Annotated in this window: 19 protein-coding genes; 10 read left to right on the forward strand and 9 right to left on the reverse strand. The window is 62.1% G+C overall.

Annotated elements, in window-relative coordinates:
• Window positions 1-115 precede the first annotated feature (115 nt).
• Window positions 116-841: a response regulator gene (locus HX807_RS03370; RefSeq protein ID WP_003214236.1), complete on the forward strand. Its 726-nt coding sequence runs from the start codon at window positions 116-118 to the stop codon at window positions 839-841.
• A complete protein-coding gene (locus HX807_RS03375; RefSeq protein WP_008435298.1) occupies window positions 838-2,448 on the forward strand; it encodes an ATP-binding protein in 1,611 nt (536 codons plus the stop codon). Before HX807_RS03370 ends, HX807_RS03375 begins: the two co-directional genes overlap by 4 nt.
• Here HX807_RS03375 and HX807_RS03380 read toward each other — a convergent pair.
• Window positions 2,445-3,161 carry a 4'-phosphopantetheinyl transferase gene (locus HX807_RS03380; protein WP_177049244.1) on the reverse strand — a complete coding sequence of 239 codons (717 nt, stop codon included), beginning with the start codon at window positions 3,159-3,161 and terminating at the stop codon, window positions 2,445-2,447. The genes HX807_RS03375 and HX807_RS03380 overlap by 4 nt on opposite strands.
• Before the next feature lie 180 nt (window positions 3,162-3,341).
• Here HX807_RS03380 and HX807_RS03385 point away from each other — a divergent pair, with 180 nt between their 5' ends.
• From HX807_RS03385 to HX807_RS03395, 3 genes are read left to right on the forward strand one after another with little or no spacing between them, the layout of a single operon-like run.
• On the forward strand, window positions 3,342-3,650 hold the full coding sequence (locus HX807_RS03385; protein ID WP_003214230.1) for a hypothetical protein: 309 nt from the start codon (window positions 3,342-3,344) through the stop codon (window positions 3,648-3,650).
• A gap of 18 nt (window positions 3,651-3,668) precedes the next feature.
• Window positions 3,669-4,346: a response regulator transcription factor gene (locus HX807_RS03390; protein WP_003214228.1), complete on the forward strand. Its 678-nt coding sequence runs from the start codon at window positions 3,669-3,671 to the stop codon at window positions 4,344-4,346.
• Entirely contained in the window at window positions 4,343-5,689 is a 1,347-nt protein-coding gene (locus tag HX807_RS03395; RefSeq protein WP_008435304.1) for an ATP-binding protein, read from the forward strand. Before HX807_RS03390 ends, HX807_RS03395 begins: the two co-directional genes overlap by 4 nt.
• A gap of 129 nt (window positions 5,690-5,818) precedes the next feature.
• Here the strand turns inward: HX807_RS03395 and HX807_RS03400 are convergent, their stop codons facing one another.
• Window positions 5,819-6,817: an AraC family transcriptional regulator gene (locus tag HX807_RS03400; protein ID WP_177049247.1), complete on the reverse strand. Its 999-nt coding sequence runs from the start codon at window positions 6,815-6,817 to the stop codon at window positions 5,819-5,821.
• Window positions 6,818-7,154: 337 nt separating this feature from the next.
• Here HX807_RS03400 and HX807_RS03405 point away from each other — a divergent pair, with 337 nt between their 5' ends.
• Entirely contained in the window at window positions 7,155-8,489 is a 1,335-nt protein-coding gene (locus HX807_RS03405) for a dicarboxylate/amino acid:cation symporter (protein WP_008435307.1), read from the forward strand.
• A gap of 149 nt (window positions 8,490-8,638) precedes the next feature.
• Window positions 8,639-9,820 carry a CaiB/BaiF CoA-transferase family protein gene (locus HX807_RS03410; RefSeq protein ID WP_177049249.1) on the forward strand — a complete coding sequence of 394 codons (1,182 nt, stop codon included), beginning with the start codon at window positions 8,639-8,641 and terminating at the stop codon, window positions 9,818-9,820.
• 123 nt (window positions 9,821-9,943) lie between these two features.
• Here HX807_RS03410 and HX807_RS03415 read toward each other — a convergent pair whose 3' ends face one another.
• Both HX807_RS03415 and HX807_RS03420 read right to left on the reverse strand, forming a co-directional pair.
• Window positions 9,944-10,438, reverse strand: a complete 495-nt coding sequence (locus tag HX807_RS03415; RefSeq protein ID WP_004371405.1) for a SprT family zinc-dependent metalloprotease — start codon at window positions 10,436-10,438, stop codon at window positions 9,944-9,946.
• Window positions 10,439-10,566: 128 nt separating this feature from the next.
• Window positions 10,567-11,169 carry a Yip1 family protein gene (locus tag HX807_RS03420; RefSeq protein ID WP_004371402.1) on the reverse strand — a complete coding sequence of 201 codons (603 nt, stop codon included), beginning with the start codon at window positions 11,167-11,169 and terminating at the stop codon, window positions 10,567-10,569.
• A 362-nt stretch (window positions 11,170-11,531) separates the two neighbouring features.
• On the opposite strand from HX807_RS03420, the gene ttcA reads away from it, so the two are divergent.
• Window positions 11,532-12,356, forward strand: a complete 825-nt coding sequence (gene ttcA, locus HX807_RS03425) for a tRNA 2-thiocytidine(32) synthetase TtcA (RefSeq protein ID WP_177049251.1) — start codon at window positions 11,532-11,534, stop codon at window positions 12,354-12,356.
• A 67-nt stretch (window positions 12,357-12,423) separates the two neighbouring features.
• Window positions 12,424-13,095 carry a DNA-3-methyladenine glycosylase I gene (locus HX807_RS03430; RefSeq protein ID WP_004371396.1) on the forward strand — a complete coding sequence of 224 codons (672 nt, stop codon included), beginning with the start codon at window positions 12,424-12,426 and terminating at the stop codon, window positions 13,093-13,095.
• A gap of 106 nt (window positions 13,096-13,201) precedes the next feature.
• Here HX807_RS03430 and HX807_RS03435 read toward each other — a convergent pair whose 3' ends face one another.
• From HX807_RS03435 to arsC, 3 genes are read right to left on the reverse strand one after another with little or no spacing between them, the layout of a single operon-like run.
• Complete coding sequence (locus HX807_RS03435) at window positions 13,202-13,621, reverse strand: DUF2069 domain-containing protein (protein WP_102369711.1); 420 nt, start codon at window positions 13,619-13,621, stop codon at window positions 13,202-13,204.
• Entirely contained in the window at window positions 13,605-14,219 is a 615-nt protein-coding gene (wrbA, locus tag HX807_RS03440; RefSeq protein WP_004371390.1) for an NAD(P)H:quinone oxidoreductase, read from the reverse strand. Before wrbA ends, HX807_RS03435 begins: the two co-directional genes overlap by 17 nt.
• A complete protein-coding gene (gene arsC / locus HX807_RS03445) occupies window positions 14,216-14,569 on the reverse strand; it encodes an arsenate reductase (glutaredoxin) (protein ID WP_004371385.1) in 354 nt (117 codons plus the stop codon). The genes wrbA and arsC overlap by 4 nt, the downstream gene beginning before the upstream one ends.
• Before the next feature lie 115 nt (window positions 14,570-14,684).
• Between arsC and HX807_RS03450 the strand changes: the two genes are divergently transcribed.
• Entirely contained in the window at window positions 14,685-15,146 is a 462-nt protein-coding gene (locus HX807_RS03450) for a TlpA disulfide reductase family protein (RefSeq protein ID WP_004371382.1), read from the forward strand.
• A 118-nt stretch (window positions 15,147-15,264) separates the two neighbouring features.
• On the opposite strand, the gene HX807_RS03455 is transcribed toward HX807_RS03450, so the two are convergent.
• Entirely contained in the window at window positions 15,265-15,669 is a 405-nt protein-coding gene (locus tag HX807_RS03455) for an META domain-containing protein (protein ID WP_177049254.1), read from the reverse strand.
• Complete coding sequence (locus HX807_RS03460; protein WP_004371378.1) at window positions 15,666-16,106, reverse strand: hypothetical protein; 441 nt, start codon at window positions 16,104-16,106, stop codon at window positions 15,666-15,668. The genes HX807_RS03455 and HX807_RS03460 overlap by 4 nt, the downstream gene beginning before the upstream one ends.
• Window positions 16,107-16,164 lie beyond the last annotated feature (58 nt).

Genomic DNA, 16,164 nt, shown 5'->3' on the forward strand with positions numbered 1-16,164 from the left:
AGAGGGCTTGCCCGCGAAGGACGTCAACGATGACGCTGGAAACCTGAATAAGCGCGGCGCCCTCGAGTTTTCTCGGGCAAACCCGCCCCTACAATAATTAGAACCGAGGTAACGCATGGAGCAAGAAGCCTGGCAGGTATTGATTGTCGAGGACGACGAGCGACTGGCCGAGTTGACCCGTGACTACCTGGAGAGCAACGGCTTGCGGGTGTCGGTGGAAGGCAATGGCGCCCTCGCGGCGGCGCGGATCATCACCGAGCAGCCGGACCTGGTGATCCTCGACCTGATGTTGCCCGGTGAAGACGGCCTGAGCATTTGCCGCAAGGTGCGCGAGCGCTACGACGGGGTGATCCTGATGCTGACCGCGCGCACCGACGACATGGACCAGGTGCTGGGCCTGGACATGGGCGCCGACGATTACGTGTGCAAACCCGTGCGTCCACGCCTGTTGCTGGCACGCATCCAGGCCCTGCTGCGGCGCAGCGAAAGCGTCGAGCCGGCACTCCCCGAAAAACAGCGGCGCCTGCAATTCGGCCCGCTGGTGGTGGACAACGCCCTGCGTGAAGCCTGGCTGCATGAGGGCGGCATCGAACTGACCAGCGCCGAATTCGACCTGCTGTGGCTGCTGGTGGTGAATGCCGGGCGGATCCTGTCCCGGGAAGAAATCTTCACCGCCTTGCGCGGTATTGGCTATGACGGCCAGGACCGCTCCATCGACGTGCGCATCTCGCGTATCCGCCCGAAAATCGGCGACGACCCGATCCACCCACGCCTGATCAAGACCATTCGCAGCAAAGGCTACCTGTTCGTCCCCGAAGCTGCGGCTGACCTGACGCCGTGAACTCAATCTTCCTGCGCATCTACGGCGGCATGTGCGCGGCGCTGATTCTGGTGGCGTTGCTCGGCGTACTGGCCTTGCACCTGCTCAATGAAGTGCGCAGCGGCCAGTACCGCGAGCGCCTGGCCCACGGCACCTTCGCGCTGATGGGCGACAACCTGCAACCCATGAGTGCCATCGAGCGCCGCCGTGCCCTGGCAGTGTGGGAGCGCTTGCTGGGTATCCCGCTGCAATTGCAGACCGTGGCGGAGGCGCACCTGGACCTGACCCAGCGTACCCGTCTGCAACGCGGCCAGGTGTTGGTGGAGCAAACCGGGCCTCACGCGGCCAGGGTGCTGCGCTTGGTCAGTGACCAGGAGCAACTGTTGCTGACCGGTGAAGTGCAGCAAATCAGCGAACAACTGGCCCGCGCGACGATCTACCTGCTGGCCGATGAGCTGGTGCGTTTCCCGGTGGCGGAGCAACCGCAGAAACTCGCAGACCTGAAGGAAGCCAAGGGCTTTGGTTTCGAGATGCACCTGGTGATGCTCAATCAGGCCGATATGGACGAAGACCAGCGCCGCCGCGTGTCCGAAGGCGATACCGTGATGGCCCTGGGCAAGGGTGGGGATTCGATCCGGGTATTTGCCGGCATGGTCGGCACGCCGTGGGTCCTGGAAATCGGCCCGCTGTATCAGATGAATCCGTACCCGGCGCAATGGCTGATCCTGATTGCGCTGATCAGCCTGACCTTGATCGGCTTGATCGTCTATTTATTGGTGCGCCAGCTGGAGCGGCGCTTGAGTGGCCTGGAAGCCGCCGCCACGCGCATCGCCAAAGGCAGCCTTGAAGTGCGGGTGCCGGCCCGCGGCGCCGATTCGGTGGGGCGCCTGGCGGCAGCGTTCAATGGCATGGCCGAGCACCTGCAACGCCTGTTGGCAATTCAGCGCGAACTGGTGCGGGCGGTGTCCCACGAACTGCGCACCCCGGTGGCGCGCCTGCGGTTCGGCCTGGAGATGATCGGCGACGCGGCCACGCCTGAAGCGCGGCGCAAGTATATGGAGGGCATGGACAGCGACATCCAGGACCTCGATGGCCTGGTGGACGAAATGCTCACCTACGCGCGGCTGGAACAGGGGGCGCCGGCACTGAATTTCCAGCGGGTCGACCTCAATGCGTTGCTGGATCAGGTGATTGATGAACTGTCACCGCTGCGCCCGGAAATCAACGTGGCGCGGGGCATCTGCCTGTCCTCGGCGCATTGGGATGATGCATGGGTGGAGGCCGAGCCGCGCTACCTGCACCGTGCCCTGCAAAACCTGGTGAGCAACGCCATGCGCCACGCCCAGGGGCAGGTGCTGATCAGTTACCAGGTGGGCCAGGTGCGTTGCCGCATCGACGTGGAAGACGACGGGCCGGGCGTACCGGAAAGTGCCTGGGAGCGGATTTTCACGCCGTTCCTTCGCCTGGATGACAGCCGGACCCGCGCGTCGGGTGGGCACGGCCTGGGGTTATCCATTGTGCGGCGGATCATCTATTGGCACGGCGGCCGGGCGTTGATCAGCAAGAGCAACAATCTGGGTGGCGCGTGTTTCAGCCTGAGTTGGCCACGGGATCAGGAGAAGGTCTAGGCCTGGACGGCCACCAGGCTCAACAACTGCCCGCCATCCACAGCAAACTGCGCCTCCAGCTCCTTGCCATGGCACCACTCTGCGGACAGGTCCGTCAGCAACCGCAGCCGCGCATGGCCGGTATCCGACCACTCCAGCAACTCGGCATGCTCAAAATAAAAGCGCTTCTGCACGATCGGGTAGAGCGCCTTGAACAGGCTCTCTTTCGCCGAAAACGTCAGCGTCACCAGTTGCGCAACCTGCTCCCGCGGCCCGGCGGCCATGCGCAGCAATTCATCCGGAGTGAGAATTTCCCCGGCCAGGCGTTCCGCCCGCTCCAGGGGCAGCAGGTTCTCCAGGTCCATCCCCAGCCCGCGCCACTGTGACTTGTGGGCGACGATGGCCGCTGCATGGCCGGAGCTGTGGGTGATCGAACCACTGATGTGCGCGGGCCAGACCGGCGCGCGGTCCTCGCCGATCGCCGGTACGCAATCCAGCCCGTCCAGCTGTTGCAGGGCCGCGCGGGCGCACAGGCGACCGGCCAGGAACTCCGCCTGCCGCTTGGCCACCGAACGCTGGATGCTCGCGGGTGGCGGCACGGCGCTGCGCTGGAAATCGCCGATGGCCAGCAGGGCCGGGTCAAAACGGGTGCTCAGCAAGACCGTGCCGGGCAAGGCATCGGGCAACGGCCAATGGGCGTCAAGTGGGGTGCAGCAGGCGGGTAGGGAATTCATGCCGGGTATTTTGCCGAGTTGCAGGGCCGCTGGATAGCCTGCGGCCGGGGATACGTAAATAACTCTTTACACAGTAGCCGGCCTCGGTTCAGCCCAGGTTCAGAGAGTGTTCAGGGGGAGTTCAGGGGCGTCTGCGTAGTCTGGCCCCGTACCCAAAGCCCAAGCGTATGAGGTAGCACCATGACTGCGATCAAGAAGCTGATGTTGGCCTTAACCATGCTCAGCGCCACCGCTGGCGTCCAGGCCTCTGATTCGAGTTTCGCGGGTTTCTCCAAGGAGAAGAGCAAAAAGCCCTACAGCCTTCTCCAGCGGGTGAGCTTCGAGGATGCCGGTGAACAGGCGGCCCCATGGGGCCAGTCCCTGGGCCAGCACACCCCGCAGTCAGACTATCGCGTGGGCAACGAAAACCTGTCAGGTCACTTCAACGGCAGTAAGTTGCGCCAGCAAGACCTGCAGGGCCGCTATGATATACCCCAGTTGGAAAGTTGATTTGCCTTGGAGAGCTTTATGAAATTGCTGGTTGTCGAAGATGAGGCGTTGCTGCGCCATCACCTGTTGACCCGCCTTACCGACAGCGGTCACGTGGTCGAGGCCGTCGCCAATGCCGAAGAGGCGCTGTACCAGACCGGGCAATTCAACCACGACCTGGCGATCATCGATTTGGGCCTGCCCGGCATGGGCGGCCTGGACCTGATCCGCCAATTGCGCGCCCAGGCCAAGACCTTCCCGATCCTGATCCTGACCGCCCGTGGCAACTGGCAGGACAAGGTTGAAGGTCTGGCAGCGGGTGCCGACGACTACGTGGTCAAGCCGTTCCAGTTCGAAGAGCTGGAAGCGCGGATGAACGCACTGTTGCGCCGCTCCAGCGGTTTCACCCAATCCACCATCGTCGCCGGGCCGTTGCTGCTGGACCTCAATCGCAAGCAGGCGTCCCTCGACGAACAGCCACTGGCGCTGACCGCCTACGAATACCGCATCCTCGAATACCTGATGCGGCATCACCAGCAAGTGGTTGCCAAGGACCGCCTGATGGAACAGCTCTACCCCGATGACGACGAGCGCGATCCGAACGTCATCGAAGTGCTGGTAGGCCGCCTGCGCCGCAAGCTGGAAGGCCCGGCGGGGTTCAAGCCGATCGACACCGTGCGTGGCCTGGGCTACCTGTTTAATGAGCGCTGCCGTTGATTCGCTCGTTACGTGTGCGTTTGATGCTCGCGGCCACCACCCTGGCCGTGCTGTTTATGCTGGCCTTGTTGCCAGCCATGCAGGGCGCCTTCAGCCTGGCCCTGCAGGACTCCATCGAGCAGCGCCTGGCGTCGGATGTCACCACGCTGATTTCGGCTGCCCGGGTTGAAAACAATCGCCTGCTGATGCCCGCGCAGCTGCCGGACGAGCGTTTCAACCTCACCGACAGCCGCCTGCTGGGCTACATCTATGACCGCGAAGGCCATCTGGTCTGGCGGTCGCGCGCCACCCAGGAAGAGAACATCAACTACAAGCCGCGCTATGACGGGCGCGGCAACGAGTTTGCGCGGATCCGCGAGGCCAACGGCCAGGAATTTTTTGTCTATGACGTCGAGGTCAAGCTGCTGGGCGGCAAGAGCGCGGCGTTCAGTATCGTCGCCCTGCAACCGGTGCGTGAATACCAACTGACCCTCGAAGGCCTGCGGGAAAACCTCTACCTGGGCTTCGGCGCCGCCTTGCTGGTGCTGCTGACCCTGTTGTGGCTGGGCCTGACCTGGGGCCTGCAGGCGCTGCGCCGGCTGAGCCAGGAACTGGATGAAATCGAAGGCGGTACCCGGGAAAGCCTCAGCGAGCAACACCCGCGCGAGCTGCTGCGCCTGACCGGCTCCCTGAACCGGTTGCTCCACAGCGAGCGGGAGCAACGCACCCGTTACCGCGATTCCCTGGATGACCTGGCCCACAGCCTGAAAACCCCGTTGGCGGTGCTGCAAGGCGTGAGTGAAGACATGGCCCAGCGCCCCGAAGATCGGGACCAGGCCTGGGTACTGCAATCGCAGATCGAACGCATGAGCCAGCAGATCAGCTACCAATTGCAGCGCGCCAGCCTGCGTAAAAGCGGCCTGGTGCGCCACCAGGTGCGGCTGGAGCCGGTGCTGCAAAGCCTGTGCGACACGCTGGACAAGGTTTATCGCGATAAGGGCGTGAAGGTCGCCTTTGAACTGCCGGACGAATGCGACGTGCCGATCGAGAAGGGCGCCTTGCTGGAACTGCTCGGCAACCTGCTGGAGAACGCCTATCGCCTGTGCCTGAGCGAAGTGCGCATCACCTTGCAGGAAAGCCTGGAGGGCACCGAGTTGTGCATCGAAGACGATGGCCCCGGCGTGCCGCCGGACCAGCGTGCGCGCATCCTGCAGCGGGGCGAGCGGCTCGACCGCCAGCATCCGGGGCAGGGGATTGGCCTGGCGGTGGTCAAGGACATCATTGAAAGCTATGGCGCCCGGCTGACCCTTGGGGATTCACCGCTGGGTGGGGCGGCGTTCAAGATTCACTTCCCGGCTGTTTGATCTTTATTGGCTGTGCCGGCCTCTTCGCGAGCAAGCCCGCTCCCACATTCGATGGCATTCCCAAGGTGGAACTCGGTCAAATGTGGGAGCGGGCTTGCTCGCGAAGAGGCCAGTCGCATCAATACACACCTAGGTTTCTTGTGCTCTATAGGCCCCCGGCGTCAGCCCGGTCCACTTCTTGAACGCCCGATGAAACGCCGACGGTTCGGAAAACCCCAGCTGCTCGGCGATTTCCTGCAACGACAAATCCGCCCGGCCCAAATGATAGATCGCAATGTCCCGGCGCAACTCATCCTTGAGCGCCTGAAAGCTGGTGCCTTCCTCCCGCAAATGCCGACGCAGGGTCTGCGGGCTGATATGCAGGTGCTGGGCGACGGCTTCGAGGTCAGGCCAGGGCGTGCGGTCGCGGCTCAATAGGCGGCGCAACTGGCTGCTCAGGCTGTCGCCTTCATCCGGCCGCGACAGCAGGTCGGCCGGGGAGCGTTCGAGGAAATGCTTGAGGGTGCGCTCGTCCTGCAACAACGGCAGGCTCAGGTAGCGGCTGGGGAACACCAGGCTGCTGGTGGGTGCCGCGAATACCTGCGGGCAGGGGAACAGCAAGTCGTACTCACCGGCATGGGCCGGCGTCGGGTAGCTGAAGGTGGCCTGGTGCAGGCGGATGCGCTGGCCAATCAGCCAACTGCCGAGTCGATGCCAGATCACCAGCAGGCATTCGCTGAGGAAGTGATCCGGGTCCCAGAGTTGCGAATCGTCCAGGCTCAGGCGGGCCATTTCCCCTTCACGTGTCAGACGCCAGCGCGGACCCTGCGGGAATAGGCTATAAAATAATAAGCCGCGTTCCAGAGCCTTCTCCAGGGTGCGGCAATGAATCAGCGCGTGGCACATCATGGCGAAAGTGCCGCGCTTGCTCGGGCCTTCGGCGAAGCCCAGGTATTCGTCATCCAGCGCCAGCCACAGCATTTGCAACAACCGGGTGAATTGCTCGGGGGCGATGCGGGCGCGGGGCTCGCTCAGCAGTTCCGCAGTGATGCCGACCTGCTGCAGCAGGCCCGAATAATCGTAGCCGGCCCGGCGAGCACCGCCGAGGGCGGCTCGGGCGTAGTGACTGGCGATGGTTCGTTCACGCATGAGGGGCCTCGTCCATTGAGTGGCGGATGTTAGCCACCCCGGGCGGGTGCAACAAGGCGGATATCCGCCAAATTGTAGGACGAGATCAGGTGAGCAGGCGGAAATCCGCCACTGTCTGTAGGCATAACCTTAAGCTGGAAATCGCCCGAGCGCTGATGTCTAAAGGCCTTCAGGGAGTTTCAGCAGAAGTGGCACGACGCTTGCGATACAGAGCGCAGGGAGACCGCCTCGAGCAGGCTCTCAAACAACAAATCCCTCCAGTGCAGGAGGGTTCGCAATTCAAGTGTCGTGGGCAATGGCGGATATTTGCCACACGGGACGATTGAGGAACTTTGCAATGACGACTCGTCAGCCACTGTACAAATCCCTGTATTTCCAGGTGATCGTTGCAATCGTTATCGGTATTTTGCTCGGTCACTTCTACCCGCAGACCGGCGTGGCCCTCAAGCCACTGGGTGACGGCTTTATCAAGCTGATCAAAATGGTCATCGCCCCGATCATCTTCTGCACCGTTGTCAGCGGCATCGCTGGCATGCAAAGCATGAAATCGGTCGGCAAGACCGGCGGCTACGCGCTGCTGTACTTCGAAATCGTCTCCACCATCGCCCTGCTGATCGGCCTGGTCGTGGTCAACGTCGTGCAACCGGGCGCCGGCATGCATATCGACGTGGCTACCCTGGACGCCTCCAAAGTCGCGGCCTACGTGACTGCCGGTGCCGACCAGAGCATCGTTGGCTTCCTGCTGAACGTGATCCCGAACACTATCGTTGGCGCGTTCGCTACCGGTGACATCCTGCAAGTGCTGATGTTCTCGGTGATCTTCGGTTTCGCCCTGCACCGCCTGGGTGCCTACGGCAAGCCGGTGCTGGACTTCATCGATCGTTTCGCCCACGTGATGTTCAACATCATCAACATGATCATGAAGCTCGCGCCACTCGGTGCCCTGGGCGCCATGGCGTTCACCATCGGTGCCTACGGCGTAGGTTCGCTGGTGCAGCTCGGTCAGCTGATGATCTGCTTCTACATCACCTGCATCCTGTTCGTGGTGCTGGTATTGGGCGCCATCTGCCGCGCACACGGCTTCAGCGTCCTGAAACTGATCCGCTACATCCGTGAAGAACTGCTGATCGTACTGGGTACTTCCTCGTCCGAATCCGCACTGCCACGCATGCTGATCAAGATGGAACGCCTGGGCGCCAAGAAGTCGGTAGTCGGCCTGGTTATCCCGACTGGCTACTCCTTCAACCTGGACGGTACTTCGATCTACCTGACCATGGCTGCCGTGTTCATCGCCCAGGCGACTGACACCCACATGGACATCACCCACCAGATCACCCTGTTGCTGGTACTGCTGCTGTCGTCCAAGGGCGCTGCTGGCGTGACGGGTAGTGGTTTCATCGTACTGGCCGCTACCCTATCGGCTGTTGGCCACCTGCCGGTTGCCGGCCTGGCGCTGATCCTGGGTATCGACCGCTTCATGTCCGAAGCCCGCGCACTGACCAACCTGGTTGGCAACGCTGTTGCAACCCTGGTTGTGGCCAAGTGGGTCAAGGAACTGGACGAAGACAAGCTGAAAGTCGAACTGGCTTCCGGTGGTCGCGGTATCTCCGACACCCGTGAAGAAGACGACCTGGGCGTGGCCGAAGGCCCGGCTCCAACCGCCGTCAAGTAAGGCTGCAGCGTTTGTGAAAAACCCATCTTCGGATGGGTTTTTTTATGCCTTCGGGAAGCATCAGTCACTTCGGATGATGGTTTATGTGATTGCCGCCGACCGCCGGGTTTGCCTACTCTGTGGCCAATCGAATCGGAATCGGAGTCCGCATGTCAGGTCCCTTGGCGTCCCTCAAAGTACTGGATTTCTCCACCTTGCTGCCGGGGCCGTTCGCCTCGTTGCTGCTGGCCGACATGGGCGCCGAGGTGTTGCGCATCGAATCCCCCACACGGATGGACCTGCTGCGAGTACTGCCGCCCCATGACCAGGGCGTGTCGGCCAGCCATGCCTATCTGAACCGCAACAAACGCAGCCTGGCCCTGGACCTCAAACAGGCCGAGGCGGTGGCGATCGTGCGGCAACTGGTGGCGGACTACGACATCGTCCTCGAGCAATTCCGTCCCGGGGTCATGGAGCGCCTGGGCCTGGGTTACGAGGCGTTGAAGGCGATCAACCCAAAGCTGATCTACGTCTCCATCACCGGCTACGGCCAGACCGGCCCCTACAAGGATCGCGCCGGCCATGACATCAATTATCTGGCCCTGGCAGGCATTGCCAGCTACACCGGGCGCCAGGACAGCGGGCCGTTGCCCTTGGGTGTGCAGTTGGCGGATGTGGGGGGCGGCTCGTTGCACGCGGTGATCGGTTTGCTGGCGGCGGTGATTGCCCGGCAGCACAGTGGGGTGGGGCAATACCTGGACGTGAGCATGACCGACTGCGCCTTCAGCCTGAATGCCATGGCCGGCGCCGGTTACCTGGCGTGCGGCGTGGAGCCTGCGTGGGAGAACCAAGTGCTCAATGGCGGCAGTTTCTATGACTATTACCGATCGCGGGAAGGACGCTGGTTGTCGGTGGGCAGTCTGGAGCCGGCGTTTATGCAGCAGTTGTGTACGGCCCTTGGCCGCCCTGAATTGGCGGCAATGGGCCTATCGCCCAAACCCGAGCAGCAGAAAGCCCTCAAGCTGGCGCTGCAGGTCGAGTTCGAGAAACGCAGCTTTGATGAGCTGTGTGAGCTGTTTGCCGGGATTGATGCGTGTGTCGAGCCGGTGCTGAATCTGAGCGAGGCCGTTGAACACCCGCAGTTGAAAGCCCGGGGGCTGGTCAGCCAGGTGCCGCGGGGCGATGGTTCCAGGCAGGCGCAAATCGCCTGCCCGCTGAAGTTTTCCGAGGGCTTGCCGGCGGCCAGGCACATAGGCGCGGCGGTGGGCGCTCACAGCGATGAGGTGTTGGCGGAGTTGGGCTTCAGTGCTCAGCAGATAGATGATTTGCGGCGTGCCAAGGTGATTCAGTAGCGCCTGGGCCGGCCCCTTCGCGAGCAAGCCCGCTCCCACATTCAACCGAGTTCCATCGTTGGAATGCGATCAAATGTGGGAGCGGGCTTGCTCGCGAAGAGGGCCATACAAGCACCACAAACCTCACTCGACGCGGGTTTCCCCGGTAAACACCAAAGTCTGCCGGCACCTGCGGCACAAATACCGCCGCCCCTGGCCCACCAACCCGTGACGCTGGGGCGAAAACGGGAAGTCACTGTCGGCACACGGACAGCGGTAGATATACCGCGTGACTCGCCGCCGCTGGATTTCATAGGTGTGGCAGCGATCCGGCGGCAGTTCGTAAACCCCACGCATGATCAACTGCCATTCCTCGCCATGGGGCTGGATGCGCTCGCCGAACAATTGGTGGGCAATCAGGTGGGCCACTTCATGGGCGACTGTCTGTTTAAGGAAGTGTTGGCTGTTTTCACGGTACAGCTGCGGGTTGAAGCGCAGCAGGTTCTCGTGCAAATGCGCGACACCGGCCTTCTGGCCCCGCAGCTTGAGGCTGACCTGGGGGCGTTTGAAGCTTCGTTTGAAAAAGGATTCGGCTTGCAGGAAACAATCTTCGACGCGGGTATTGAGTTGCTCGGGCATGCTGTACATATCTCCAGAGATGTCCAGTATGCCGCAAACAAGGGTGTATCCGAATCTGTCAGGCGCCGAATGGTCATGCATAACGCACAAAGCCACCTTGCGGTGGCTTTTCCTGCGGGTAAACCGCGTCAGTTGGTGTAGATCGGGCCTACGCCCAGCCCCCAGACGATCACGGTAAAGGCCATGATCGCCACCAGCACCACCAGGCCTACCGCCAGTACCGAGCTGGAAAACAGGAAGCCCTCGTCCGGGTGGATGTTCATGAAGGTCGGCAGCCCCACGTACAGCAGATACACCGTGTAGCAAATGGCCGCCGTGCCCACCACCATGCCCAGCCACATATGCGGGTACAGCGCCGCCAGCCCGCCGATAAACAGCGGTGTCGCGGTGTAGGTGGCAAACGCCACGCAGCGCGCCATGCTGGGGTTGGCGTCATAGGTGCGGGCCATCCAGTGAATGAACGCGCCCATCACCGCCACGCCGCCGAGCATCGCCGCGTAGGACATGAGGGTCATCCACAACGCGCTTTCCACCGTCAGCATCACCGGGGCGCGGCTGCCGATAACCCAACCCACCTGAGTGGTACCGATAAAGGCTGAGACAGCGGGGATGGCCGCGAGAATCAGCGTGTGGGTGAGGTACATGTGGCCGATGCTTTCTTCTTTATCGCCACGAATTTCCCGCCATTCCTGATCGGGGTGGGTGAAAAGTCCCACGACGTGATGGATCATGCCAGTCACTCCTGTCGTTATTACCATCGCCCCCCAGCGGAGCGCCCACGGGCCAATTGGCCTGAAAGGTCTGGATATATGTGCGACCTTATGTCGCAGTATAGGAAGTGATGACCGGAAAAAGTGTGGGGCTTTAGAGCAAATTGCGCTGTAAACATTGGGCTTAATCGCGGCGGGGTCTGTTGATTGGAATGCGGTCAACTGTGGGAGCGGGCTTGCTCGCGAATGCGGTGGGTCAGCTAAACACCTGGCGAATGACACTTCGCGTTCGCGAGCAAGCCCGCTCCCACATTGGAACTCGGTCGTCCATCCCGGTAAAATACCCGGCTTTTCGTCACACACCTTTCGCGGATCCAAGCGCCATGGGCACTCTTACGGTCAACCAGAACAAACTGCAAAAACGCCTGCGTCGTCTGGCCGGCGAGGCAGTCGCCGATTTCAATATGATCGAAGAGGGCGACAAGGTCATGGTCTGCCTGTCCGGCGGCAAGGACAGCTACACCATGCTCGACGTGCTGATGCACCTGCAAAAGGTCGCGCCGATCAAGTTCGACATCGTTGCCGTGAACATGGACCAGAAGCAGCCGGGTTTTCCCGAGCATGTGCTGCCGGCCTACCTCAAGGAATTGGGGGTCGAGTACCACATCGTCGAGAAAGACACCTATTCGGTGGTCAAGGAGCTGGTCCCGGAAGGCAAGACCACCTGCTCGCTGTGCTCGCGCCTGCGCCGTGGCACGCTCTATACGTTTGCCGACGAAATCGGCGCGACCAAGATGGCTCTGGGTCATCACCGCGATGACATCGTCGAAACCTTCTTCCTCAACATGTTCTTCAACGGCAGCCTCAAGGCCATGCCGCCCAAGCTGCGGGCCGATGACGGGCGCAACGTGGTGATCCGCCCACTGGCGTACTGCCATGAGAAGGACATCCAGGCCTACTCCGACCTCAAGCAATTCCCGATCATCCCGTGCAACCTCTGCGGCTCCCAGGAAAACCTGCAGCGCCAGGTGGTCAAGGACATGCTCCAGGATTGGGACCGCAAGACCCCGGGCCGCGTCGACAGCATCTTCCGCAGCTTGCAGAACGTGCAGCCGTCGCAGTTGGCCGACCGTAACCTGTTCGACTTCACCAGCCTGCGTATCGACGAAAGTGCGGCGTCGCGCTTCGTCAACGTAGTGAACCTCTGAGTGTTTTCAGCGCTCTGACAGACGGCGCTCCTGGGCGCCGTTTTCATTTCAATCCTTAGGAGAGGGCATGCGCGATTACAAGTGGCTGCACGAATATTGTCTGAACCGGTTTGGTTCGGCGGCCGAGCTGGAAGCCCACCTGCCTGTGCCCCTGACCCCGGCGAAACTGCGCAAGATCAGCGATGACCGCTACCTGTCGACCCTGTCGCTGCGGGTGTTTCGCGCCGGCCTGAAGCACAGCGTGGTGGACGCCAAGTGGCCGGCCTTCGAGCAGGTGTTCTTTGGGTTTGACCCGGAAAAAGTCGTGCTCATGGGCGCCGAGCACCTGGAGCGGCTGATGCAGGACACGCGCATCATCCGTCACCTGGGCAAGCTCAAGAGCGTGCCGCGCAATGCGCAGATGATTCTGGATATCGAGAAGGAAAAAGGCAGCTTCGGCGGGTTTATTGCCGACTGGCCGGTGACCGATATCGTCGGCCTGTGGAAGTACCTGAGCAAGCACGGCCACCAGTTGGGCGGGCTGTCGGCGCCACGCTTTTTACGGATGGTGGGCAAGGACACGTTCGTGCCGAGCTATGACGTGGTGGCGGCGCTGAATGCGCAGAAGATCGTCGACAAGGTGCCCACCAGCCTGCGGGACCTGGCCACGGTGCAGGGCGCATTCAACCAGTGGCATGCCGAGAGCGGGCGGCCGATGTGCCAGTTGTCGATGATGCTGGCGTATACCGTCAACCACTAAGCCCGAAAATACCCAGTGGGGAGCAAGCTCCCTCCCCACAGCAAGCTCCCTAGCCACAAAAAAGCTCCCCAGCCACATTGATTGGGGCTTTGCCCGAAAAGTGTATTCAGACAGGCAATCCTTCCCCCGCCAACCGCCGGTTCAGCTGATGCCGGTACCGCACATACATCAACGCCGTGCAGAACACCGCCAGGCTCGCCAGCATTTCCAGCACACCAAACCACTGCCGATTCGGGTCATAGGCCGCCAGCGCGCCCTTGATGAAATACAGGTTCACCACAAAGCACATCCATGAATGCCCGCGCGCGCTGCCTAGGATCATCCCCGGCGCCAGCAACAGCAGCGGCACCAACTCGATCAGCAGAATCACCCACGGCCGCGCGCCATGCAGATCGGCGAACGCCAGGTAGTAGGCACACAGCAGCCCCACCAATCCCAGGAACGCCAGCAGGCTCAACGCCCGCATCGCCTTGACCCGTGGCTCCAGCCAGGCCTGGGGCGGCAGTACCTTAGGCTTCCTGGCCACGGCCGTTCTCCAGTAGCGCAGCGGTCTTCGCCAGGCGCAGGCCGAGAGCGCGGCACAGGGCGATCTCGTGTTGATCCAGCGCACGCTTGCCGTCGGCCCCGGAATGGTGGCTGGCGCCATAAGGCGTACCGCCGCCCTTGGTGTCGAGCAGCGCCTGTTCACTGTAGGGCAGTCCGGTGATCAGCATGCCGTGGTGCAGCAGCGGCAGCAGCATCGACATCAGCGTGGTCTCCTGGCCGCCGTGCAGGCTGGCGGTGGAGGTGAACACACCTGCCGGCTTGCCGACCAGGGCGCCGGTCAGCCACAGGTTGCTGGTGCCGTCGAGAAAGTACTTGAGCGGCGCGGCCATGTTGCCGAAACGGGTCGGGCTGCCCAGCGCCAGGCCTGCGCAGTTCTTCAGGTCATCGAGGCTGCAGTACAGCGGGCCGTCGACCGGAATGTCCGGCGCCACGGCCTCGCATTCACTGGAGATGGCCGGCACGGTGCGCAGCCGCGCCTCAAGCCCGGCTTGCTCGATGCCCCGGGCAATCTGCCGGGCCATTTCGCTGACTGAACCGTTGCGGCTGTAATACAACACCAGCACATACGGCGCACTCACGAAACCAGCTCCAGGATGTTCTCCGGTGGGCGGCCGATCACGGCCTTGTCGGCGGTGGCGAGGATCGGACGCTCCATCAGTTTCGGATGAGCGGCGATGGCAGCGATCAACTGTGCTTCGCTGAGGCTGGTGTCAGCCAGGTTGAGGGTTTTATATTCGTCCTCGCCGGTACGCAGCAGTTGCCGCGCGCTGATGTTCAGCTTGCCCAGCAGGGCCTGCAATTGCGCGGCGTCGAGCGGGGTTTCCAGGTAGCGCACCACCGTCGGTGTGAGGCCACGGGCTTCCAGCAGTTCGAGCGCACCGCGGGATTTCGAGCAGCGCGGGTTGTGATAAAGCGTCAGATCGGTCATGTGCGGGTCGCATCTTGCGTAAGGTGGCGGGTATTCTACCCGCGCTGCGCCGCGTCCTTAAACCATGAGAGGCGATAGGCCGCAGCCAACGTTCATTTTTACGAAGGATTACCCCATGACTAGGCGACTGTTAGGCGCATTGGCAATCATCGGCACACTGCTGCTCAGCGGCTGTGGCAATGATTATGGCGTTGACCAATATGGTCAGAAAGTGGCCGCCGAGCGCCTGGACAAGCAATGGCTGGTGGTTAACTACTGGGCCGAATGGTGTGGCCCGTGCCGTACCGAAATCCCGGAACTCAACGCCTTGGCCGAACAGCTCAAGGGCCAGTCGGTGGGGGTGTTCGGGGTGAATTTCGACAACGTCCAGGGTGAAGAGCTCAAGAGCGCCAGCGAGAAGCTGGGCATCAAGTTCACCGTACTGGCGCAGAACCCGGACGGGATCTTCGACATTCCCCGCAGTGAAGCCCTGCCGGTGACCTACATCATCGATGACAAGGGCAAGGTGCGCGAGCAACTGATGGGTGAGCAGACGGCGGAAGGGGTGTTGGCCAAGCTCAAGGCGTTGCGCGGATAAAAAATGTGGGAGCGGGCTTGCTCGCGAATGCGGTGTGACAGTCACCGGATACATCGACTGATCCACCGCTTTCGCGAGCAAGCCCGCTCCCACATTTAAACCTGCTGCGCCTTACAGATCAGCCTTCTTCCAGCCACAACCGCAACGGCTTGCCATCCGTCGGCCAGAAGCGGGTCTGTTCGATCGGCGAAATGTCCCAGCGCTGCACGCCCTGCAGGGCCTGGAAGAAGCGGTGCTCCTGCTCCATCAGCGCTTCGGCGCAGAGTTTGCGGGTGCTGCCGACCTTGCCGAAGCTCAGCTTGTCGCCGTCCAGGGTGTAGGGCGCAAACCAATGGTTGCAGCCACCATTGCCATAGGCCCGGCCATCGGCGCCGAGGGTCACGGTCAGGTGGGCGTAATCCATCAGCGGCCGCTCACCGATCCATTCCACCACGTAGCTGTGATCCTGCTTGAGCTTGACCTCGTCGCTGGCGCAGCCCGCAAGGCCTGCACCCAGCACGGCCAGCATCAGCAGGGCTTTCATTGCGCGGCCTGCTGGCATTTCGGGCAGCGGTGCTTGTCACCCAGGGTGGCCCAGCCCAACTCGGTAACCCGTGCAGTGGCGGCCGGTTGCAGCGGCTCCTTGGTCAGCTTGGTTTCCACCGCGAATTCAAACTCCAGCACGTTGTCGCAGCTGTCGCAGTTGACCTTCCAGGTGTGAATCTCCAGTTCGCCGAATTTCGGCCCCTGGGCCATGGCGACCCACTGGCCCGCCGGGCGGATGGAGTAGCGCGCATCGCCTTCGACGGTCAGGCGCATCGACAGGGTTTTGCTGCCGCGCAGGGTGACGATCAGAACGTCGCCGTTCTTGATCGAGCCACCGTTGCCGGTGACTTGATAACGGCCCGGCACCAGGGCCCGGCATTCGATCAGGGTGTGTTGCGGGCTCAGCAAGCTGAAGCGGAAATCGTGTTCGGCCATGGATCCTCCAAATAGGCGCGGCATCCTATCATGCGCCGCTACCCATCATGGCGCGGCT

This window comes from Pseudomonas sp. D8002 (assembly GCF_013385695.1).
Taxonomy (GTDB): Bacteria; Pseudomonadota; Gammaproteobacteria; order Pseudomonadales; family Pseudomonadaceae; genus Aquipseudomonas.